Source organism: Neorhizobium huautlense, from assembly GCF_030811685.1.
Lineage (GTDB): Bacteria > Pseudomonadota > Alphaproteobacteria > Rhizobiales > Rhizobiaceae > Neorhizobium > Neorhizobium huautlense_A.
Genome location: NZ_JAUSRF010000009.1, coordinates 148,927 through 166,507 on the forward strand (window position 1 = coordinate 148,927; position 17,581 = coordinate 166,507).

18 protein-coding genes are annotated in these 17,581 nt (G+C 59.9%); 5 read left to right on the forward strand and 13 right to left on the reverse strand.

What is annotated here, in order from left to right; genetic code table 11:
* The first annotated feature begins 253 nt into the window (after positions 1-253).
* Both J2T09_RS15060 and J2T09_RS15065 read left to right on the forward strand, forming a co-directional pair.
* Entirely contained in the window at positions 254-1,363 is a 1,110-nt protein-coding gene (locus J2T09_RS15060) for a peptidoglycan-binding domain-containing protein (RefSeq protein WP_306836017.1), read from the forward strand.
* Between the two features lie 191 nt (positions 1,364-1,554).
* Positions 1,555-2,631 (forward strand): NAD(P)-dependent alcohol dehydrogenase, encoded by a 1,077-nt coding sequence (locus J2T09_RS15065; protein ID WP_306836019.1) that lies wholly within the window; start codon positions 1,555-1,557, stop codon positions 2,629-2,631.
* A gap of 195 nt (positions 2,632-2,826) precedes the next feature.
* On the opposite strand, the gene rnhA is transcribed toward J2T09_RS15065, so the two are convergent.
* From rnhA to coxB, 13 genes are all read right to left on the reverse strand, one after another.
* Complete coding sequence (gene rnhA / locus J2T09_RS15070; protein WP_306836024.1) at positions 2,827-3,309, reverse strand: ribonuclease HI; 483 nt, start codon at positions 3,307-3,309, stop codon at positions 2,827-2,829.
* Positions 3,306-4,280: a homoserine kinase gene (locus tag J2T09_RS15075; protein ID WP_306836025.1), complete on the reverse strand. Its 975-nt coding sequence runs from the start codon at positions 4,278-4,280 to the stop codon at positions 3,306-3,308. The genes rnhA and J2T09_RS15075 overlap by 4 nt, the downstream gene beginning before the upstream one ends.
* A 303-nt stretch (positions 4,281-4,583) precedes the next feature.
* The gene (gene ispH / locus J2T09_RS15080; RefSeq protein WP_306836027.1) at positions 4,584-5,636 is read right to left on the reverse strand and encodes a 4-hydroxy-3-methylbut-2-enyl diphosphate reductase; all 1,053 of its coding nucleotides are present in this window, start codon (positions 5,634-5,636) and stop codon (positions 4,584-4,586) included.
* A 132-nt stretch (positions 5,637-5,768) separates the two neighbouring features.
* Entirely contained in the window at positions 5,769-6,572 is an 804-nt protein-coding gene (locus J2T09_RS15085; protein ID WP_306836028.1) for an SURF1 family protein, read from the reverse strand.
* A 29-nt stretch (positions 6,573-6,601) separates the two neighbouring features.
* Entirely contained in the window at positions 6,602-7,084 is a 483-nt protein-coding gene (locus J2T09_RS15090) for a L,D-transpeptidase family protein (RefSeq protein ID WP_306836030.1), read from the reverse strand.
* Between the two features lie 241 nt (positions 7,085-7,325).
* Positions 7,326-7,469, reverse strand: coding sequence for a hypothetical protein (locus tag J2T09_RS15095; protein ID WP_306836032.1), 144 nt, complete (start codon positions 7,467-7,469; stop codon positions 7,326-7,328).
* A gap of 61 nt (positions 7,470-7,530) precedes the next feature.
* A complete protein-coding gene (locus J2T09_RS15100) occupies positions 7,531-8,781 on the reverse strand; it encodes a glycosyltransferase family 4 protein (RefSeq protein WP_306836034.1) in 1,251 nt (416 codons plus the stop codon).
* Between the two features lie 143 nt (positions 8,782-8,924).
* Positions 8,925-9,800, reverse strand: a complete 876-nt coding sequence (locus J2T09_RS15105) for a cytochrome c oxidase subunit 3 (RefSeq protein WP_306836036.1) — start codon at positions 9,798-9,800, stop codon at positions 8,925-8,927.
* 51 nt (positions 9,801-9,851) lie between these two features.
* A complete protein-coding gene (locus J2T09_RS15110) occupies positions 9,852-10,442 on the reverse strand; it encodes a cytochrome c oxidase assembly protein (protein WP_306836215.1) in 591 nt (196 codons plus the stop codon).
* A 96-nt stretch (positions 10,443-10,538) separates the two neighbouring features.
* On the reverse strand, positions 10,539-10,679 hold the full coding sequence (locus J2T09_RS15115) for a hypothetical protein (RefSeq protein ID WP_306836219.1): 141 nt from the start codon (positions 10,677-10,679) through the stop codon (positions 10,539-10,541).
* Positions 10,676-11,647 (reverse strand): heme o synthase, encoded by a 972-nt coding sequence (locus J2T09_RS15120; protein WP_306836039.1) that lies wholly within the window; start codon positions 11,645-11,647, stop codon positions 10,676-10,678. The genes J2T09_RS15115 and J2T09_RS15120 overlap by 4 nt, the downstream gene beginning before the upstream one ends.
* Before the next feature lie 71 nt (positions 11,648-11,718).
* The gene (ctaD, locus tag J2T09_RS15125; protein WP_306836045.1) at positions 11,719-13,431 is read right to left on the reverse strand and encodes a cytochrome c oxidase subunit I; all 1,713 of its coding nucleotides are present in this window, start codon (positions 13,429-13,431) and stop codon (positions 11,719-11,721) included.
* Between the two features lie 16 nt (positions 13,432-13,447).
* Entirely contained in the window at positions 13,448-14,329 is an 882-nt protein-coding gene (coxB, locus tag J2T09_RS15130; protein WP_306836047.1) for a cytochrome c oxidase subunit II, read from the reverse strand.
* Between the two features lie 321 nt (positions 14,330-14,650).
* Between coxB and J2T09_RS15135 the strand changes: the two genes are divergently transcribed.
* The 3 genes from J2T09_RS15135 (at position 14,651) to tldD (ending at position 17,574) form a co-directional block, all read left to right on the forward strand.
* The gene (locus tag J2T09_RS15135) at positions 14,651-15,229 is read left to right on the forward strand and encodes an invasion associated locus B family protein (RefSeq protein WP_306836049.1); all 579 of its coding nucleotides are present in this window, start codon (positions 14,651-14,653) and stop codon (positions 15,227-15,229) included.
* On the forward strand, positions 15,229-15,732 hold the full coding sequence (locus tag J2T09_RS15140) for a YcxB family protein (RefSeq protein ID WP_306836051.1): 504 nt from the start codon (positions 15,229-15,231) through the stop codon (positions 15,730-15,732). Before J2T09_RS15135 ends, J2T09_RS15140 begins: the two co-directional genes overlap by 1 nt.
* Before the next feature lie 426 nt (positions 15,733-16,158).
* On the forward strand, positions 16,159-17,574 hold the full coding sequence (tldD, locus tag J2T09_RS15145; RefSeq protein WP_306836054.1) for a metalloprotease TldD: 1,416 nt from the start codon (positions 16,159-16,161) through the stop codon (positions 17,572-17,574).
* Positions 17,575-17,581 lie beyond the last annotated feature (7 nt).

Below are 17,581 nucleotides of genomic sequence, written 5' to 3' on the forward strand. Positions count from 1 at the left end.
TTCAGGTTTCGCAAAGAGCCTGCAATCTGCATCTTGCGAGGGGAGATATACCTCGCCCTCTTCAATACGCGTTTACCGCGTACATTATGGCGTCTTTAAGGCGATTGCGACTAAACCGTGGCACAACCACTTTCGATGAATTCGAAAGCGATCTGAAGACGTTACGGTTTCCAATCTCATTCGCGGCGGCCTTCCGGGTCAAAAAAGCCGCCTTTCCAGACATATCGGGCATTTTCCATAGGGGTATAGGGTCATGGGCACGATCAAGCATCTGAAATTCCTGACGGCCAGTGTCGTCAGCCTGTCGCTGGTTTCCGGGCAGGTGCTGGCGCAGACGCCGCCGCCGGCCGCTGCCGCCAGCGAAAACACGGCTCCGAACCGCGCGCCTCTGCAACTGCCGCCGGCTGCCGCACCGCAGAGTATTGGTGCTGCCCTTGCAGCAGAAAGCGCGAAGGAAACCGCCGTCGCGCCCGCCGTGGAGGCAAAACCCGCTGCGGAAACCGTGACGGCCGCGCCATCCACGCCTGCATCCGATACCGCCGCATCCGCACCGGCGGAAACGCCTGCCGAAACACAGGCCGCAGCGCCTGTTGCCCCGGCTGCGACGGCACCGCTGGCAGCGCCCGAAACTCAAGCGCCTACGGTTGCCACGCAGGCAGCGCCCGCCAATGCCGGCGCCAATGGCGCCGATACCGGCTGGGAGCAGGAATTCGCCCTTTGGCAGGCTGCCGCCAGCGGCAACACGATCGAGGAATATAACGGTTATCTGACCGCCTACCCGACCGGGAAATTTGCCACCATCGCCAAGGCGCGCATCGTCAAGCTGGTGGATAACGAAGCCGCCGCAGACGCACAGGCCGCGCAGGCAGCCCCTGTCGAGCCGGCCTTTTCCACCGGCACGCCGGATACCGAAGCCGCTCTCCTCAGCGAACGTGCCACCCGCCGCGAAGTGCAGGGCCGCCTGACATCGATCGGTTTTGCCACCGGTGGCGTCGATGGCGCGCTTGGCGCCAAAAGCCGCAATGCCATCATGCAGTGGCAGGGTTTTGTCGATGCGCCGGCCACCGGTTACATCTCCTATGACCAGTTGGCCCGCCTGCGCACCGATTCCGAACAGCCATATCAGAGCTGGCTTGCCGCCCAGCCGAAGCCAAGACCGGCCCGCGTGCGTGCCCGTCCTGCTGCGGGGGATGAACTCGTCGGTCGCGTGCCGGATAATTCGGGTGCCGATGCGGCGATTGCGCTCGGCGTTCTCGGCCTTGCCGCCGGCGTCATCGGTGGGGCTGCCATCAGCAACCGTCACCGCCACCATGGCCCGCGTTATTATCGCGGTCACGGCCGCCCGTTCCGTCACCACCGCTAAGCAGAACGGATCATCCAGAACACAAGGCCGGCCGGGAAACCCGCCGGCCTTTTCTCTTGCCGGCAGAATTGACGATTGTCACCTATAGGCGAAATTTAGCGGGACCCTGCGACAAAATGCAACCTTGAGCGGTTTTACGCACCTGTCCACTCTATCCCCATCGACAAGACATACGGGAGGGAGGACCTGTCATGGCTCAGATGATGAAGGCGGCGATATTTGTCGAAAAAGGACGCATCGTCCTCGATGAAAAGCCGATCCCCGAAATCGGCCCGCTCGATGCGCTGATCAAGATCACCACCACGACGATCTGCGGCACCGATGTTCATATCCTCAAGGGCGAATATCCCGTCGCCAAGGGGTTGACCATCGGCCACGAGCCGGTGGGCATCATCGAAAAACTCGGCTCCGGCGTCAAAGGCTTGTCGGAAGGCCAGCGGGTGATTGCCGGCGCGATCACGCCATCCGGCTGGAGCACGGCCTGCCTGTGCGGCTGCGGCGCGCAGGATGGCGCGGGCACGAAGCACGGTTTCAAGGCCATGGGCGGCTGGCGGTTCGGCAATACGATCGATGGCGCGCAGGCCGAATATCTCTGCGTGCCTGACGCCATGGTCAACCTCGCCCCGATCGATGACGGTGTGACCGACGAACAGGTGCTGATGTGCCCGGACATCATGTCGACGGGTCTTTCCGGCGCAGAAACCGGGCAGATCAAGATCGGCGATTGCGTGGCGGTGTTTGCGCAGGGACCGATCGGGCTCTGCGCCACGGCCGGTGCAAAACTGATGGGTGCCACCAAAATCATTGCCGTCGATACGTTGCCGGCGCGGCTGGACATGGCCAAGCGTTTGGGCGCGGACTTCGTGGTCGATTACCGGGCGGAAAACCCGGTCGATGCCATCATGCGCATCACCGACGGGCGCGGTGTGGATGTGGCGATCGAGGCGCTCGGCACGCAATCGACCTTCGAGGCGGCGCTGCGGGTCTTGAGGCCCGGCGGCGTACTCTCCAGCCTCGGCGTCTATTCCACGGACCTGACCATTCCGCTCGATGCCTTTTCCGCCGGGCTTGGCGACAAATCGATCCGCACCACGCTCTGCCCCGGCGGCAAGGAACGCATGCGCCGCATGCAGGATGTCATCTCTTCCGGCCGCGTCGACCTGTCCGGTCTCGTCACGCACCGTTTCAAGCTCGATCAGATCGAAGAGGCTTACGACCTCTTCGCCAATCAGCGGGATGGTGTGCTGAAAGTGGCGATTACGCCGTAAGCCGAAGACCGAAACGGCAATGGCCGGATGCCTGCGCGTATCGATGCGGGTGCGCGCAGGCAGACATATCGCCAAGACATCCGACAAGACATCCAATGCCGGGATACGGGAGGAGGTGGGACGACACGCCGAAACCGTAACGTCCCGCATGGCATCGGCCCGGCCGCATTCCCCGGGCCGATGTCCTTTTTGTGGTTACTTCACCAGCAGCGAGCGGCCGAGCAGCGGCTTGGCGGGGCCGGATTTCTTGAACGGTGCCATGCCGAGACGCGCTAGCTCATCGGCCCGTTCGTTTTCCGGGTGGCCGGCATGGCCCTTGACCCAGTGCCATTTCACCTTGTGACGCTGGTTGGCGGTATCGAGCCGCTGCCAGAGTTCGCCATTCTTGACCGGCTTCTTGTCGGCGGTTTTCCAGCCGTTTTTCTTCCAGCCAAAAATCCACTTGGAAATACCGTCCATGACGTATTTGCTGTCGGTATAAAGATCGACTTCGCATTCGCTTTTCAGCGCATCGAGAGCCGAAATCGCCGCCAGCAGTTCCATGCGGTTATTGGTGGTTTCCGCCTCGCCGCCGTTCAGTTCCTTGGTGGTTTCGCCATACCGCAGGATGGCGCCCCAGCCGCCGGGACCGGGATTGCCCGAGCAGGCGCCATCGGTAAAAATCTCGACCTGTTTCATGCCGGTTCTCCCGAAATGCCGTAATCCGCGACGCTTTCCACCTTCGCGTGGAAGCGCAGTTTTCTGAGATATTCGATCGGGTCCTTTTTTACCACCAGCGCACCTTCCGGCGTCGTCAGCCAGTCATACAGGCGGGTGAGGAAAAACCGCAGCGCCGAACCGCGCGCAAGGATCGGCAGGGCGGCAAGTTCGTCTGCGCCCAGCGGCCGCACCGACTGGTAGCCTTCCAGCAGCGCCTTGCCCTTGGTGACATTGTAGGCGCCGTCCTTCTCAAAACACCAGGCGTTGAGGCAGATCGACACGTCATAGGCCAGCATGTCGTTGCAGGCGAAATAGAAATCGATCAAGCCGGACAGCGTGTCACCGAGGAAGAAGACATTGTCCTGAAACAGATCGGCATGGATGACACCGGCCGGCAGATTTTTAGGCCAATGGGCCGTGAGGAAATCCAGTTCGCCGGCAATCTCGTCCTGCAATCCGGTCTCGACTTCGTCGGCTCGGGTCTCGGATTTCTGCCAGAGCGACACCCAGCCTTCGAGCGACAGCGCGTTCGGCCGTTTGATGTCGAAACCCTCGCCGGCAATGTGCATTTTTGCCAGCGCCGCCCCCACTTCACGGCAATGTTTGGCCTCCGGCTTGCGCAGCCACATGCCTTCGAGGAAGGAAATCAGCGCCGCCGGACGACCGGACAATTCGCCCAGCAGTTCGCCATCATTGCGCGGCAGCGGCAACGGGCAGGTCAGGCCACGATCGGCCAGATGCTGCATGAGGCCCAGAAAAAACGGCAGGTCGGATTTTTCGACGCGCTTTTCATACAACGTCAGGATCAGCGGATCTTTTGTCGTGTGCAGCAGAAAATTGGTGTTTTCGACACCCTCGGCAATGCCCTTGTAGGAGGTCAACTCGCCGACCTCATATTGGGCGAGAAACTGTTTCAGGTCGATTTCGGTGATGTCGGTATAGACGGCCAATGGAAACTCTCAGGTGCGGGAAACAGAATCAAAGTCGAGGAAACTTACCCCCCTCTGCCCTGCCGGGCATCTCCCCCTCAAGGGGGGAGATCGGAAAGAGGCCATCATCGACATTCTTTTCAACGCAGAAAGGATGTCGACGCAAGTTTTGTTTAACTCGCATCGATCAAAGTTTGGGAACGAGCCCGGCCCCATGCCGATCTCCCCCCTTGAGGGGGAGATGTCCGGCAGGACAGAGGGGGGTAACGGCGTGGCAGATCGTTCACAGGCGACATCTGTCGCCAATGGAACCGCAGCTTCGGTTCACACCGAAAGCGGCCGCTCGCCATTCACCCAGGCCATGTCTTCCTGGGTCAGCGGCACCTCCCGCAATTCGCGGTTGACGAGAAAATTTTCCGTCTCTTCCGTGGTGATAGCCAGCTCGACCTTGGCATCGAACCGCTCACGAAACGCCTCGATGATTTCCGATACGATCACCTCAGGCGCGGATGCACCGGCGGAAATGCCGAGTGTCCTGATATCGCCGATCTCGTCCCAGTTCAGTTCCGAGGCGCGCTGCACGAGGATCGAATGTTTGGCACCGGCCCTCAGCGCCACTTCGACAAGGCGCTTGGAATTGGAGGAATTCGGCGCACCGACGGTGATGAACAGGTCACAGCCATCGGCCGCCTGTTTCACCGCTTCCTGGCGGTTGGTGGTGGCGTAACAGATGCTGTCCGCCGCCGGCGCAGTCAGGTTCGGAAAACGTTCCTGAAGGCGGGCGATCACACCGGCCGTATCATCCACCGACAGCGTCGTCTGGGTCACGTAACCGAGATTGTCCGGGTCTGCCGGCACATAAACGTCGGCATCGGCGATGGTTTCGACCAGCGAGACAGTGCCTTCCGGCAGCTGGCCCATCGTGCCGATCACTTCCGGGTGGCCGGCATGGCCAATGAGGATGACGTGGCGGCCAAGGCGCTGGTGGCGCATGGCCTGTTTGTGCACCTTGGAAACCAGCGGGCAGGTCGCATCTAGATAGAAGAGATTGCGCGACTGAGCATCTTCCGGCACCGATTTCGGCACGCCATGAGCGGAAAACACCACAGGCTGCTCGCGGTGTTCGACCGGGATCTCGTTCAGTTCCTCGACAAAGATGGCGCCCTTGGCTTCCAGACCCTCGACGACATAACGGTTATGAACGATCTCATGGCGAACATAGACCGGCGCGCCATAAGCTTTCAGCGCCAGAACGACGATCTGGATGGCGCGATCGACACCGGCGCAGAAACCGCGCGGGCCGCACAGGCGGATCGTCAGTTCGGGTTTTGTATCGATGAGCCGGGCTTCGGCCTGTTCAGTCACCTGAATGTTCATTCCGTTCCACACGAAGGGGCGAGCCAGATAATGGCAAGCCGCGATAGAGGGCCTCTTGGGTCCCATATAGGCGAGGCCGGCGAAATCCGCCAAACAAAATTTACCGCCAACTCTTTTCAATCATGACAAAGATCAAGACGGCGAACGGCGGCGCTTAACCCACATGGCGGCGACCACGCCGGCAAGCGCCAGAGCCAGCCCGTACCATGTCACCGCATATTGCAGGTGATTGTTGGGCAGATCGAACTGCGTGACGCCACCCACCGGAAAACCGCCGGGATTTTTTGTCGCCGCATCGACATCGACAAAGAACGGCAGAACCTTGCCGGCATCGAGACCGGCGCTCGTGGTCATCGCGGCGATGTCCTTCCAGTAAAAGATGTTTTTGGCAAGGTCGTTATCCGGCACCAGAGAAGATGGTTTTGCGTCGAGTTTTGCGCGGGCATAACCGGTGAGTGTGATCTCGCCCGCCACCTGCCTCTCACCGCGTTTCGCCGGCTCCTTCATCTCGTAAGGAACGAAACCGCGATTGACGAGCAGCGTGCGGCCATCATCGAGTGCCAGCGGCGTATAGACGTAAAAACCCGTCTGGCCCTGATGGGTGGCGAAAAAATGCCGCTCCTTCGTATGATCGAACGTGCCGGAGATTGTGACGCGGCGAAACTCGAAATCATCGCCATGTTTTTCGGCGGCCTCGATATCGGCAAGCGGCACGGGGGCGGCATCACGACGCTCGGCGATTTTTGCGATCAGCCCTTCCTTCCAGTGCAGGCGTTCCACCTGCCATGTGCCGAGTGAAAGAAGAATGGCGAGACAGACGAGAACGAGGCCGCCGGTGAGGACGGTGCGACTACGCGACGATGCGCGCGGCAGATCTGCCTTCTCCCGCGCCTTCGCCTGCGCGTTCACGACAGAACCATTCACCTGATCGCTCATTACGGCCTCCCCTTACCGAAAAGACCCTATCACGGCCTGATCTCGATGGGCGTGCCGTTTTTCACAAGATCCCAGATCTCGTCCATTTCGGCATTGGAGACGGCGATGCAGCCATTGGTCCAGTCGAACCATTGCGTAAGCGGCGAAAGCCAGCCGAGATAATTGCGCTGGCCATGGATCATGATCATGCCGCCGGGGTCTTCACCCGCACTTGCCGCCCGCGCCTTGTCTGCCTCGTTGGGATAGGAGACATGGATGGAGCGATGATACCCGCTGCCGGGATTGCGCCAGTCGAGCGTATACATGCCTTCGGGTGTACGCTCGTCACCTTCCTTTTGCTTGTGGCCGACGGGTGAACCACCGAGCGCAATGGAATAGGTTTTCACCACCTGATCGCCATCCATGATCTGCATGCGGCGCTCGGCCTTCATGACCAGCACGTGGGAAACGGATTGCGCTGCGGCGGTGGACGCGGAGAAGCAAAGAATGAATGCGAGGGCAAACCATTGCATTATGGCATGTCTCCTGAATCGAGCGCGGGTGAGGAGATCGATTTCAGAGGAAAAAGGCGGGCGGATGGCGGCGTGGCCAGGATTATCAAGTTAGCCTACCGACGACCACTTGCCCCCCAGTCAAGTGTGCTAACGGGTTGCTATGATCCGATCCATATCGGCGATGACATCATCCATGTCTTCATATTCACCATCGGCGATCTGCTGTTTGCCGCGCAGGGCGTTCATGACATCGGCACCTTCATTCATCAGATAGGTCCGAAGCGCCCGCACGATGGACATAGCTGCGCGATCGGTCGGTCGCCTTGGCGATGATTTCGATATCGCTCAGGACATCACCGGGCACCCGCAGTGTGACGGATTCCGTAGGACTGGTCTTGGTCATGGGCACCTCCATGGATGCAAGACACTGTAAGACAATTCTGAGCGCCCAACAAGCCGACAGCTCACACCAGCTGCCTCAACCCCTCACCCACGCGCGCCATGTTTTCCTCCCACGACGGCAGCGCTACCGCAAAACGCAAAACCTTTTCCCGCGCCGTCTCATAGGTCGCCGGGTCAGCCATGACAGCCGTGATCTGCCGCGCCATCTCGCCGACATCATCCGCATCGACCAGCGTCGCCGCCTCCCCCGCCCAGCTTGCGACCGCGCCCGAGGGTGTGGAGATGACCGGCACACCGCGGCAGATGGCTTCGGATATCGCCATGCCGTAACCCTCGTAGAGAGACGAGGCGACGTAGAGGTGGGTTTTGGCCCAGAGCGTCTCGAGTGCCTCTGTCGGCAGTTCGCCAGCGAGGGTGATGCGGTTGGCGAGGTCGTGGGTTTCGATCAGGTTTTGCAGTGACGCGACGTAATCGGGATAACGGTCGGGATTGCCGGCGATGGTGAGGGACCAGTCGGATCGCTCGACCTTTGCAAAAGCCTCGACCAGAAACTCGTAGCGTTTCCTTGGAATGACGGCGCCGACGGAGAGCATATGCCACGGTCCGCCATCATGCGCCCGGCTTTGTGGTGCGGGATCGTTGCCCGGTTTGCCGATGATGATCTTTTGTTCGGCAATGCCGTAATGGCTGGTCACATAATCACGGCTTTCATCCGAGGTGACGATGATGGCGTCGGCCAGTTGCAGGGCGGAATGTTCGATTGAGCTGTGTTCGGTGCCGCGCACTCCCTCTGATCTCCCCCCTTGAGGGGGAGATGTCACCGAAAGGTGACAGAGGGGGGTGAGCAACGGTCCGGCAGGTGTTTCGAAAGCAGCATTTGCGCCAGAACCACCCCCCTCTGTCCTGCCGGACATCTCCCCCTCAAGGGGGGAGATCGGATGCGCGCACTCTTCGCATTCCACATTCAATACCCCGGTACCAATCGGGGAGAGCGGCAATTGGCCAGCGCCCCGCTCCTCCATCATCGAATGATGATAGATCAGCACCAGCCTGAACGGCCGCCTCTGCAGGATCGGCCAAAGCATGCAGCCATAGATGTGATCCATCACCAGAACCGCGCCCGGCTCGATCCCGTCGAACAGCGTCTCGATTTCCGCCATCACAGCCGCATCGGGCGCCGGAAAACACACCGGTACCGTCATTTCGCGGACACCGCCCAGAAGACGGTCCAGCCATGCGATCAGGTGGCGATTATAGATCCAGCCGCCGGTCTTCTGTTCGTAATCGGTGCTGTAGAAATGATGGATGGGCATGACGGGTTCTGTGTCGAGGAATTGCGCAATGGCAAATCATGGCATCCGCAGCCGCGCCACGTCCAGTCCCGCAAAAAATGAGAAAAGGCGGGCGCCTCCCAACACCCGCCTTCCCTGTTTCCTGTTCGGTCTTCACCAGCCGGCTAGTGAGCCAGCGGCGCGCCCCAATCGCCCCAAATATAGATTGCGAAGAACAGGAACAGCCAGACGACGTCGACGAAGTGCCAGTACCAGGCAGCAGCCTCGAAGCCAAAATGCTTCTCCGGTGTGAACCCGCCATTGATCGCACGGATCAGGCAAACAAGGAGAAAGATGGTGCCGACCAGAACGTGGAAACCGTGGAAACCGGTCGACATGAAGAAGGTGGCGCCATAGATCGAATTCTTGAAGTCGAACGGCGCGTGCATGTATTCGTAAGCCTGCACGAAGGAGAACAGCACGCCGAGCGCCACCGTTAGTGCCAGACCGTTGATCAGGCCCTTGCGATCACCGTGCAGAAGCGCGTGATGCGCCCAGGTGACACAGGTGCCGGAAAGAAGCAGGATCACGGTGTTGTAGATCGGCAGGTGCCAGGGATCGAGAACCTCGATACCCTTGGGCGGCCACTGTCCGCCGGTGAATTCCAGACGCGAGGCCTGGATGGCTTCATGCGGATAAAGGCTGGCATCGAAAAATGCCCAGAACCACGCCACGAAGAACATCACTTCCGAGGCGATGAACATGATCATGCCGTAGCGCAGGTGCAGCGAGACGACGCGGGTATGGTGGCCTTCGCGGCCTTCCTTGATCGTATCGGCCCACCAGCCGACCATCGTGTAGACAACGATGGCAAGGCCGATGAAGAACAGCCACGGCGTGGCAAAATTCAGCCCGAACAGCTTGAACTCGCTACCATGCAGGTACCGCATGTAGCCGACGCCGCCGAAGGTGAGGACGAAAGCGCCGACCGAGGCCAGGAAGGGCCAGGGGCTCGGGTCTATGATATGGTAATCGTGGTTCTTCTGATGCGTATCGGCCATGTCGTCACTCCCCTGACCTGAACCTTTTTCCGCCCAAAAAGGCGGACCCTCTTACAGTTGTTTGCCTGCTGCCTTGTTCTTGTCCGGCAGTGCCGCGACGGGCTTTGCCGCCGGCGTGCTCGGATAGAACGTGTAGGACAGCGTGATCGTGCGGATATGTTTTGTCTCTTCGGCGGTCGCGAGATCCGGATCGACGAAGAACACCACCGGCATGTCCAGCGTTTCGCCCGGCTTCAGCGTCGTTTCGGTGAAGCAGAAACACTGGACCTTGTTGAAATAGGCGCCCGCTTCCATCGGCGTGACGTTGAAGACGGCGGTACCCGTCACGTCATGCGCAGAACGGTTGGTGGCCTTGTAGGAAATCTGCACCGTCTCGCCGAGCCTTGGCTCGATGGCGCGATCAACGGCACGAAAATCCCAGTTGAGGCCGCTCGATGTATTGGCGTCGAAGGTGACGCGGATTTTTTGGTCGAGAATGCGGGTGGAATATTGTTCGACGCGCTGGGTCGTGCCGTTATAGCCGGTAATCTGGCAGAACAGCCGGTAGAGCGGCACCGATGCATAGGCAGCACCGACCATGCCAAAGGCAAAGACGAAGCAGAAGACCATGATCGAGCCATTGCTCATTCTTTTTGGGCTCATCCGCTTGGCGGGCGTTTTCAGGCCAGCCGAAGTCACGCCATCAGATGGCGAACCCGGCTCTTTCCTCCCTGTCTCCTCCGTCAATCCTGCCTCCCGTCAGTTTGCGAAGCCGCCGATCTTGATCAGCGTCACGATGTAGAACAGCACGACAAGCGCCGCCAGAAGCAGGCCAAGCGCCACATTGCGCCCTCGCCTGGATTTCTTCTGCGCTTCATTGAGCTTGACCGTTTCGATCATCCACTCACTCCAGTGAGATTGCCGCCAAACATGCCCCATACGCCGGCCAGCCAGTGATCGGCCAGCAGCGCGCTGAAAATGGCGAACAGATAGAAGATGGAATAGAAGAACATCTTTTTCGCCGGCACCATCTTTTCATCGCCATCCGGCATGCGCAGCACGAGGATGGAATAGAAGGTGAAGATGGCGCTCAGGACGAAGGCAAAGATTCCGTAGCCGATGCTGGCAAGACCGGTGATCGCCGGTGCGACGGCAACCGCCATGGTCAGCAGCGTGTAGACGAACATCTGGCGCTTGGTGGACCGTTCTCCGGCGACATTCGGCATCATCGGAATGCCGACGGAACCGTAATCACGCATCTTGAAAAGCGCCAGCGCCCAGAAATGCGGCGGGGTCCACATAAAGGTGATCATGAACAGGATGGTGCTGTTAAGCGATACGTCGCCGGTGACGCAGGCCCAGCCCAGCATGGGCGGGAATGCGCCGGCCGCACCGCCGATGACGATGTTTTGCGGCGTCGAGCGCTTCAGCCACATCGTGTAAACGACGGCGTAAAAGAAGATGGTGAAGGCCAAAAGGCCGGCGGCGAACCAGTTGACCGCCAGACCGAGGATAACGACGGAAAACACCGAAAGCGTCAGGCCGAAAGCCAAGGCTTCGCGCGGCTGCACGCGGCCATCCGGGATCGGGCGCTTGGCGGTGCGGGTCATCACCTTGTCGATATCGGCATCATACCACATGTTGAGAGCGCCGGATGCTCCTGCACCCACGGCGATACAGAGAATGGCAATTGCCCCGAGGATCGGGTTGATATGGCCCGGCGCCAGAACCATGCCGACAAAACCGGTGAAAACCACAAGCGACATGACGCGCGGCTTCAGGAGTTCGAAAAAATCGCGCGCATTGGCTTCCGACAGGCCAGAACCCTGTTCGGTGCCGAATGTGTCGTGATCCTGAATGACTGTCATGCGTAGTCCTACTTCGTGTTTTCAAAGCTGCGCGAGCCTCCTCCCGCGCAGCATCCTGGCTTCAAGGTCGTTTAGCGAATGCGGGGCAACTGTTCCCACTGGTGGACCGGCGGCGGTGAAGACAGCTGCCATTCCAGCGTGGTGGCACCCTCGCCCCACGGATTGTTTCCGGCGATGCGCTTTTTCGCAAAGGCTTCCCATACGCCGAAGAGGAAGATCAGTACACCCACAAAGGAAATGTAGGAGCCGATCGACGAGACATAGTTCCAGCCCGCAAACGCATCCGGATAGTCGATATAACGGCGCGGCATGCCGGCAAGGCCAAGGAAATGCTGCGGGAAGAACACCAGGTTCACACCGATGAACATCACCCAGAAATGCAGCTTGCCGACGAACTCGTTATACATGTAGCCGGTCATTTTCGGGAACCAGTAATACCAGCCCGCAAAAATGGCGAAGACGGCGCCGAGCGACAGCACGTAATGGAAGTGGGCGACGACGTAATAGGTGTCGTGCAGCGAGCGGTCGAGGCCGGCATTGGCCAGCTGCACGCCCGTGACACCACCCACCGTGAACAGGAAGATGAAGCCGATCGCCCAGACCATCGGCGTCGCGAACGTGATCGAGCCGCCCCACATCGTCGCGATCCACGAGAAGATCTTTACCCCTGTCGGAACGGCGATGACCATGGTTGCGAAGACGAAATAACGCTGCGCATCCAGCGACAGGCCAACCGTATACATGTGGTGGGCCCAGACGATGAAGCCGACGGCACCGATCGCCACCATGGCATAGGCCATGCCGAGATAACCGAAAACCGGCTTTTTCGAGAAGGTGGAGATGATGTGGCTAATGATGCCGAAACCGGGCAGGATCAGGATATAGACTTCCGGGTGACCGAAGAACCAGAACAGGTGCTGGTAGAGGATCGGATCACCGCCACCTTCCGGCGAGAAGAAGGCGGTGCCGAAATTGCGGTCGGTCAGAAGCATGGTGATGCCACCCGCCAGAACCGGCAGCGACAGAAGCAGAAGGAAGGCTGTGACCAGCACGGCCCATGCGAACAGCGGCATCTTGTGCAGCGTCATGCCCGGTGCGCGCATGTTCAAAATCGTGGTGATGAAGTTGATGGCGCCCAGAATGGACGAGGCACCGGCCACGTGCAGCGCAAAGATCGCCAGATCGACCGCCGGCCCCGGCTGGCCGGAGCTTGCAAGCGGCGGATACATGGTCCAGCCGCCGCCTGCGCCATAAGCGCCTGCCGGGCCTTCGACAAACATCGACAGCATCAGCAGCAGGAAGGCCGGCACGATCAGCCAGAAGGAAATGTTGTTGAGACGCGGAAACGCCATGTCCGGCGCACCGATCATGATCGGGATCATCCAGTTGGCGAAACCGCCGATCATCGCCGGCATGACCATGAAGAAGATCATGATCAGCGCATGCGCTGTCGTGAACACGTTGAACATGTGCTTGCCGCCATCGAGAGCGGCATCGCCTTCGAAACCGTAAACCATCGCCGCCAGACCGTGAAAGATCTGGATGCCGGGTTCCTGCAGTTCCATACGCATGGCGACCGACATCAGGCCGCCGACAATGCCCGCCATGATCGCGAAGATCAGATAGAGCGTGCCGATATCCTTATGGTTGGTCGACAGGAACCAGCGCGTGAAAAACGACGGCTTGTGGTGTGCATGGTCGTGTGAATGGTCATGCCCGTGGTCATGGGAGTGCCCGTGATCGGCCCCATGATCGGCATGTGCGTGATCGTTATGTCCAGCCATGATTTTGTCCCTCCCCTTAGTTCGAAGCCACGGCAACGGATGCATCAGGCGCATCGGTTGCGGCCATCAATGCCTTGTTCGCGGCCGGCAGATCGGCGGCGGCGGCGGCCTTCCATGTGTCGTAGCGCTCCTGCGACACGATGCGGATGGCGATCGGCATATAGGCGTGGTCCTTGCCGCAAAGCTCGGAACACTGGCCGTAATAAAGGCCTTCCTTCTCGGCCTTGAACCAGGTTTCGTTGAGGCGGCCGGGAACGGCGTCGATCTTGACGCCGAAGGCGGGCATGGCGAAGGCGTGGATGACATCGGTCGGCGCCGCCGTCACCAGCATGCGCACGGTCTTGTTCACCGGCAGCACGACTTCATTATCGACGGCGAGAAGACGCGGATAGGTCTTCACATCTTCCTTGCCGGCGGCTGTGCGGTCGGTTTCCTTCAGCATGAAGCTGTCGAAGGCGAGCGGATTGTCACCACCTTCATATTCGTAATTCCACTGCCACTGGGTGGCGGTCGCCTTGACCGTGACATCCGGATTTTCCGGCATGGTCAGCTGCGCGTTCAGAAGATTGAACGAGGGAATGGCGAGAAAAAGCAGGATCAGCACCGGCGCGACAGTCCAGACGATTTCGATCGCGGTATTGTGACTGGTGCGCGAGGCGACCGGATTTTTTGCGGCGCGAAATTTTACGGCCACGACGACCAGCAGCGCCAGCACGAAAAGCGTGATCGGCACGATAAACCAGAGCGAGTAGTGATTGAACCACTTGATCTGATGCATGATCGGCGTCACCGGCTCCTGGAGATCCAGTTGCCAGGGTTTTGGTTGGTCGGCGACGGCCACGGTCGCCAAGAGCAGACAGATCAGCGTACCGACCCCCGCGAAAGCCCTGTAAATCATCCTGCACCTCCCTTACATTTTGATCCGGCTCAAATCGCAATGCAGTTTTCCCTGCTATACACCTCGGTTCAATCATAATTTGCGTTTTGTCGCAATATGCGCTCCTTCGCCCTGCTGCGGCATTTTAGCCCGCATTCACACAATCTTTGCGCGCAGTTTCAAGCCCTTGCGGCAACGGCCTATCCCCGGTAGAGCAAGACCGGTCCGTTCCAAGCCCAAAGTCCCACTTTCGCCGCACTCGGCTGGAAAGAGGGCATAAGGCTTTTCATTCCTGGGCTCGGCGGCAACAATGGCGCCGTGATTCGATATCTTGAGGTTTCCATGGCGCTTCGCCTTTTCCGCCACCGTGTTCTGTCCGTCTGCGTTGCAGCTTTAGCCACCGGCTTTGCCTTTTCGGCATCCGCGCAGCTGGCGCCGCCGACCTCGAACGAAAAGCAGCCGCGGCCGGAAGCCACCACGCCGCAGCAGCCCGGCAATGTGCGCGGCAGCCACGGTGCATGGTCCGTTCTCTGCGACAAGCCGGCCGGTGCGGCATCAGAACAATGCGCGCTGATGCAGAACGTGATTGCCGACGACCGACCGGAAGTGGGCCTTTCCGTCGTCGTCTTGAAGACCGCCGACCAGAAATCCAAAATCCTGCGCATCCTTGCGCCGCTCGGCGTCCTGTTGAAGGACGGCATGGAGCTTTACGTCGACAACAACAATATCGGCCGCGCCTATTTCACCCGTTGTTTCAACGAGGGCTGCTACGTTGAAGTGGAAATCGACGACGAGCTGATGCGCATCCTGCGCGCCGGCAAGAGCGCCGTTTTCGCCCTGCGTGAAAGCGTCGATCAGGACCGCGTCGGTATTCCGATCGAACTGACCGGCTTTGGCCCCGGCTACGACGCCCTGCCGTAATGGCTGCCTTCGAGACCCAGCGATTTACGCTCTCTTACGATGACGGCGTGGTAAAAGACGCCGTTCGCACCTTCATCATGCGCCGGGCCTTTGCCGAACAGCGGATGATGTGGGTGATGGCCGCGTTGATCGCGGCCTTTTCCGTCTATCTTTTCGGTACCGGCGGCAATGATATCTTTGCCGTGGTGCTGCTTTTGCTGGCCGTAGCCCCGTTTATCTGCGTTTTCGCCTTCCAGCGCATGCTGATCACCCGCACGCTGAAACGGCACCGCCGCACGGCTGATATAACCGTGGATGCGGATGGTATCGCCGTGGTTTCGGAGATCGGCGAAGGCCAAATGTTTTGGCGCGACGTGACCGAGATCTGGGAACTGCCGAACGCCTTCATGGTCTTTACCGATACGACCGTGTTCGACACCTTTCCGAAGGACGGCATGCCGGACGTGGTGCAGGCATATTTGCGCGCTCGGGCGGCGCAGATGGTGGTTGGGCAAAAGGCTTGAGGCTTGCGTCGGTCCCGCGACGACCATTGGTTTCGTCATCCTCGGGCTCGTCCCGAGGATCTAACCACGTCCGCAAAATCAACCGCAGCAGATCCTCGGCACAGGGCCGAGGATGACGGCGGAGGGAGTTGCGGCCCTTGCCGACAGGCCGGAAGCCAAGGTCAGGCTTGCGTCAGTCCCGTGACGGACCTACATCGGATTCAAGATATATTTCGGTTTGGGCAAATGATTTGTGTTTGCCCCTCACCCTACCCCTCTCCCCGTCATGACAGGGAGAGGGGACGAGGCACACGCCTCCGTTTCGCCTGAGGCAGGACGGTGCGGCATATCCCTTCTCCCCGCGAGCGGGGAGAAGGTGCCGGCAGGCGGATGAGGGGCAAACGACACGGCACAAAGCCCACACCGAAAGGCCGCCAAGGAGCATGCATGAACACCGATCTTCTCAACCTGTTCGACGTCGATGAAACAAGACTGCGCGAAATTCTGGCGCAGACGCTTTCCGGCGCCGACGATGGCGAGCTTTATCTCGAACATGCGCAGGCGGAATCGCTGGCCTTCGATAATGGCCGGCTGAAGGGTGGATCTTTTAACACCGATCAGGGATTTGGCCTGCGCGCGGTGGCCGGTGAAGCGGTCGGTTATGCCCATTCGGGCGATCTTTCCGAAGCGGCGCTAAAACGTGCCGCCGATGCCGTGCGCGCCGTCACGAGCGGTTATTCCGGCTCCTATGCGGCTGCCCCGCAGCGCACAAATAAAAAATATTACGGTGACGAAAACCCGATCGGCGAACCGAGTTTTGAAGCCAAGGCCAAGCTGCTGGCCGAAATCGACGCTTACTTGCGCGACAAGGACCCGAAGGTGCGGCAGGTGTCCGCCTCGATTGCCGCCTCTTGGCAGGTGGTCGATATTTTGCGCGCCGATGGCCACCGTGTGCAGGATGTGCGCCCGATGACGCGCATCAACATTTCCGTGGTCGTGGGTGATGGCGACCGGCAGGAAAGCGGTTCCTTCGGCACCGGCGGTCGCGTCAGCTTTGGCGAGTTCGTGCAAAACGGTAACTGGAAAAGCGGCGCCGACGATGCGCTGCGCCAGGCGCTGGTCAACCTTGAGGCAATCGATGCGCCGGCCGGCACGATGGATATCGTGCTTTCCAACGGCTGGCCGGGCGTGATGCTACACGAGGCCGTCGGCCACGGTCTGGAAGGCGATTTCAACCGCAAGAAAACCTCGGCCTTTGCCGGTCTGCTCGGCGAAATGGTCGCCGCGCCCGGTGTGACCGTCGTCGATGACGGCACGATCGACAACCGTCGCGGCTCGATCACGATAGACGACGAAGGCACGCCTTCGGCCTATAACGTGCTGATCGAGAACGGCCGTCTGGTCGGTTACATGCAGGACCGCCAGAACGCCCGCCTAATGGGCATGAAACCGACCGGCAACGGCCGCCGTCAGGGATATGCGCATATTCCGATGCCGCGCATGACCAATACTTATATGCTGTCCGGGACCAAGACACCGGAAGAGATCATCGCGTCCGTGAAGAAGGGCATCTACGCCGTGTCCTTCGGCGGCGGTCAGGTGGATATCACCTCCGGAAAATTCGTGTTCGGCTGCACCGAGGCCTACATGATCGAAAACGGCAAGCTGGGCGCGCCGGTGAAGGGCGCGATGCTGATCGGCAACGGCCCGGATGCGATGAAGCGCATTTCCATGGTCGGCAACGACATGGCGCTCGATACCGGTATCGGCAACTGCGGCAAGGCCGGCCAGTGGGTGCCGGTCGGCGTCGGCCAGCCGCATCTGCGCATGGATCAGGTCACCGTCGGCGGCACCAAGGCCTAAAGGATTT

What these genes read in the sequence shown, in the direction of transcription:
- ispH (WP_306836027.1), bottom strand. Translation starts at nt 5,636, where the DNA reads ATGAACATTCAGGTGACTGAACAGGCCGAAGCCCGGCTCATCGATACA.
- J2T09_RS15085 (WP_306836028.1), bottom strand. Translation starts at nt 6,572, where the DNA reads ATGAGCGATCAGGTGAATGGTTCTGTCGTGAACGCGCAGGCGAAGGCG.
- J2T09_RS15060 (WP_306836017.1), top strand. Translation starts at nt 254, where the DNA reads ATGGGCACGATCAAGCATCTGAAATTCCTGACGGCCAGTGTCGTCAGC.
- ctaD (WP_306836045.1), bottom strand. Translation starts at nt 13,431, where the DNA reads ATGGCTGGACATAACGATCACGCACATGCCGATCATGGGGCCGATCAC.
- J2T09_RS15065 (WP_306836019.1), top strand. Translation starts at nt 1,555, where the DNA reads ATGGCTCAGATGATGAAGGCGGCGATATTTGTCGAAAAAGGACGCATC.
- tldD (WP_306836054.1), top strand. Translation starts at nt 16,159, where the DNA reads ATGAACACCGATCTTCTCAACCTGTTCGACGTCGATGAAACAAGACTG.
- J2T09_RS15135 (WP_306836049.1), top strand. Translation starts at nt 14,651, where the DNA reads ATGGCGCTTCGCCTTTTCCGCCACCGTGTTCTGTCCGTCTGCGTTGCA.
- J2T09_RS15115 (WP_306836219.1), bottom strand. Translation starts at nt 10,679, where the DNA reads ATGATCGAAACGGTCAAGCTCAATGAAGCGCAGAAGAAATCCAGGCGA.
- J2T09_RS15120 (WP_306836039.1), bottom strand. Translation starts at nt 11,647, where the DNA reads ATGACAGTCATTCAGGATCACGACACATTCGGCACCGAACAGGGTTCT.
- J2T09_RS15095 (WP_306836032.1), bottom strand. Translation starts at nt 7,469, where the DNA reads ATGACCAAGACCAGTCCTACGGAATCCGTCACACTGCGGGTGCCCGGT.
- rnhA (WP_306836024.1), bottom strand. Translation starts at nt 3,309, where the DNA reads ATGAAACAGGTCGAGATTTTTACCGATGGCGCCTGCTCGGGCAATCCC.
- J2T09_RS15090 (WP_306836030.1), bottom strand. Translation starts at nt 7,084, where the DNA reads ATGCAATGGTTTGCCCTCGCATTCATTCTTTGCTTCTCCGCGTCCACC.
- J2T09_RS15140 (WP_306836051.1), top strand. Translation starts at nt 15,229, where the DNA reads ATGGCTGCCTTCGAGACCCAGCGATTTACGCTCTCTTACGATGACGGC.
- J2T09_RS15105 (WP_306836036.1), bottom strand. Translation starts at nt 9,800, where the DNA reads ATGGCCGATACGCATCAGAAGAACCACGATTACCATATCATAGACCCG.
- J2T09_RS15100 (WP_306836034.1), bottom strand. Translation starts at nt 8,781, where the DNA reads ATGCCCATCCATCATTTCTACAGCACCGATTACGAACAGAAGACCGGC.
- J2T09_RS15110 (WP_306836215.1), bottom strand. Translation starts at nt 10,442, where the DNA reads ATGAGCCCAAAAAGAATGAGCAATGGCTCGATCATGGTCTTCTGCTTC.
- coxB (WP_306836047.1), bottom strand. Translation starts at nt 14,329, where the DNA reads ATGATTTACAGGGCTTTCGCGGGGGTCGGTACGCTGATCTGTCTGCTC.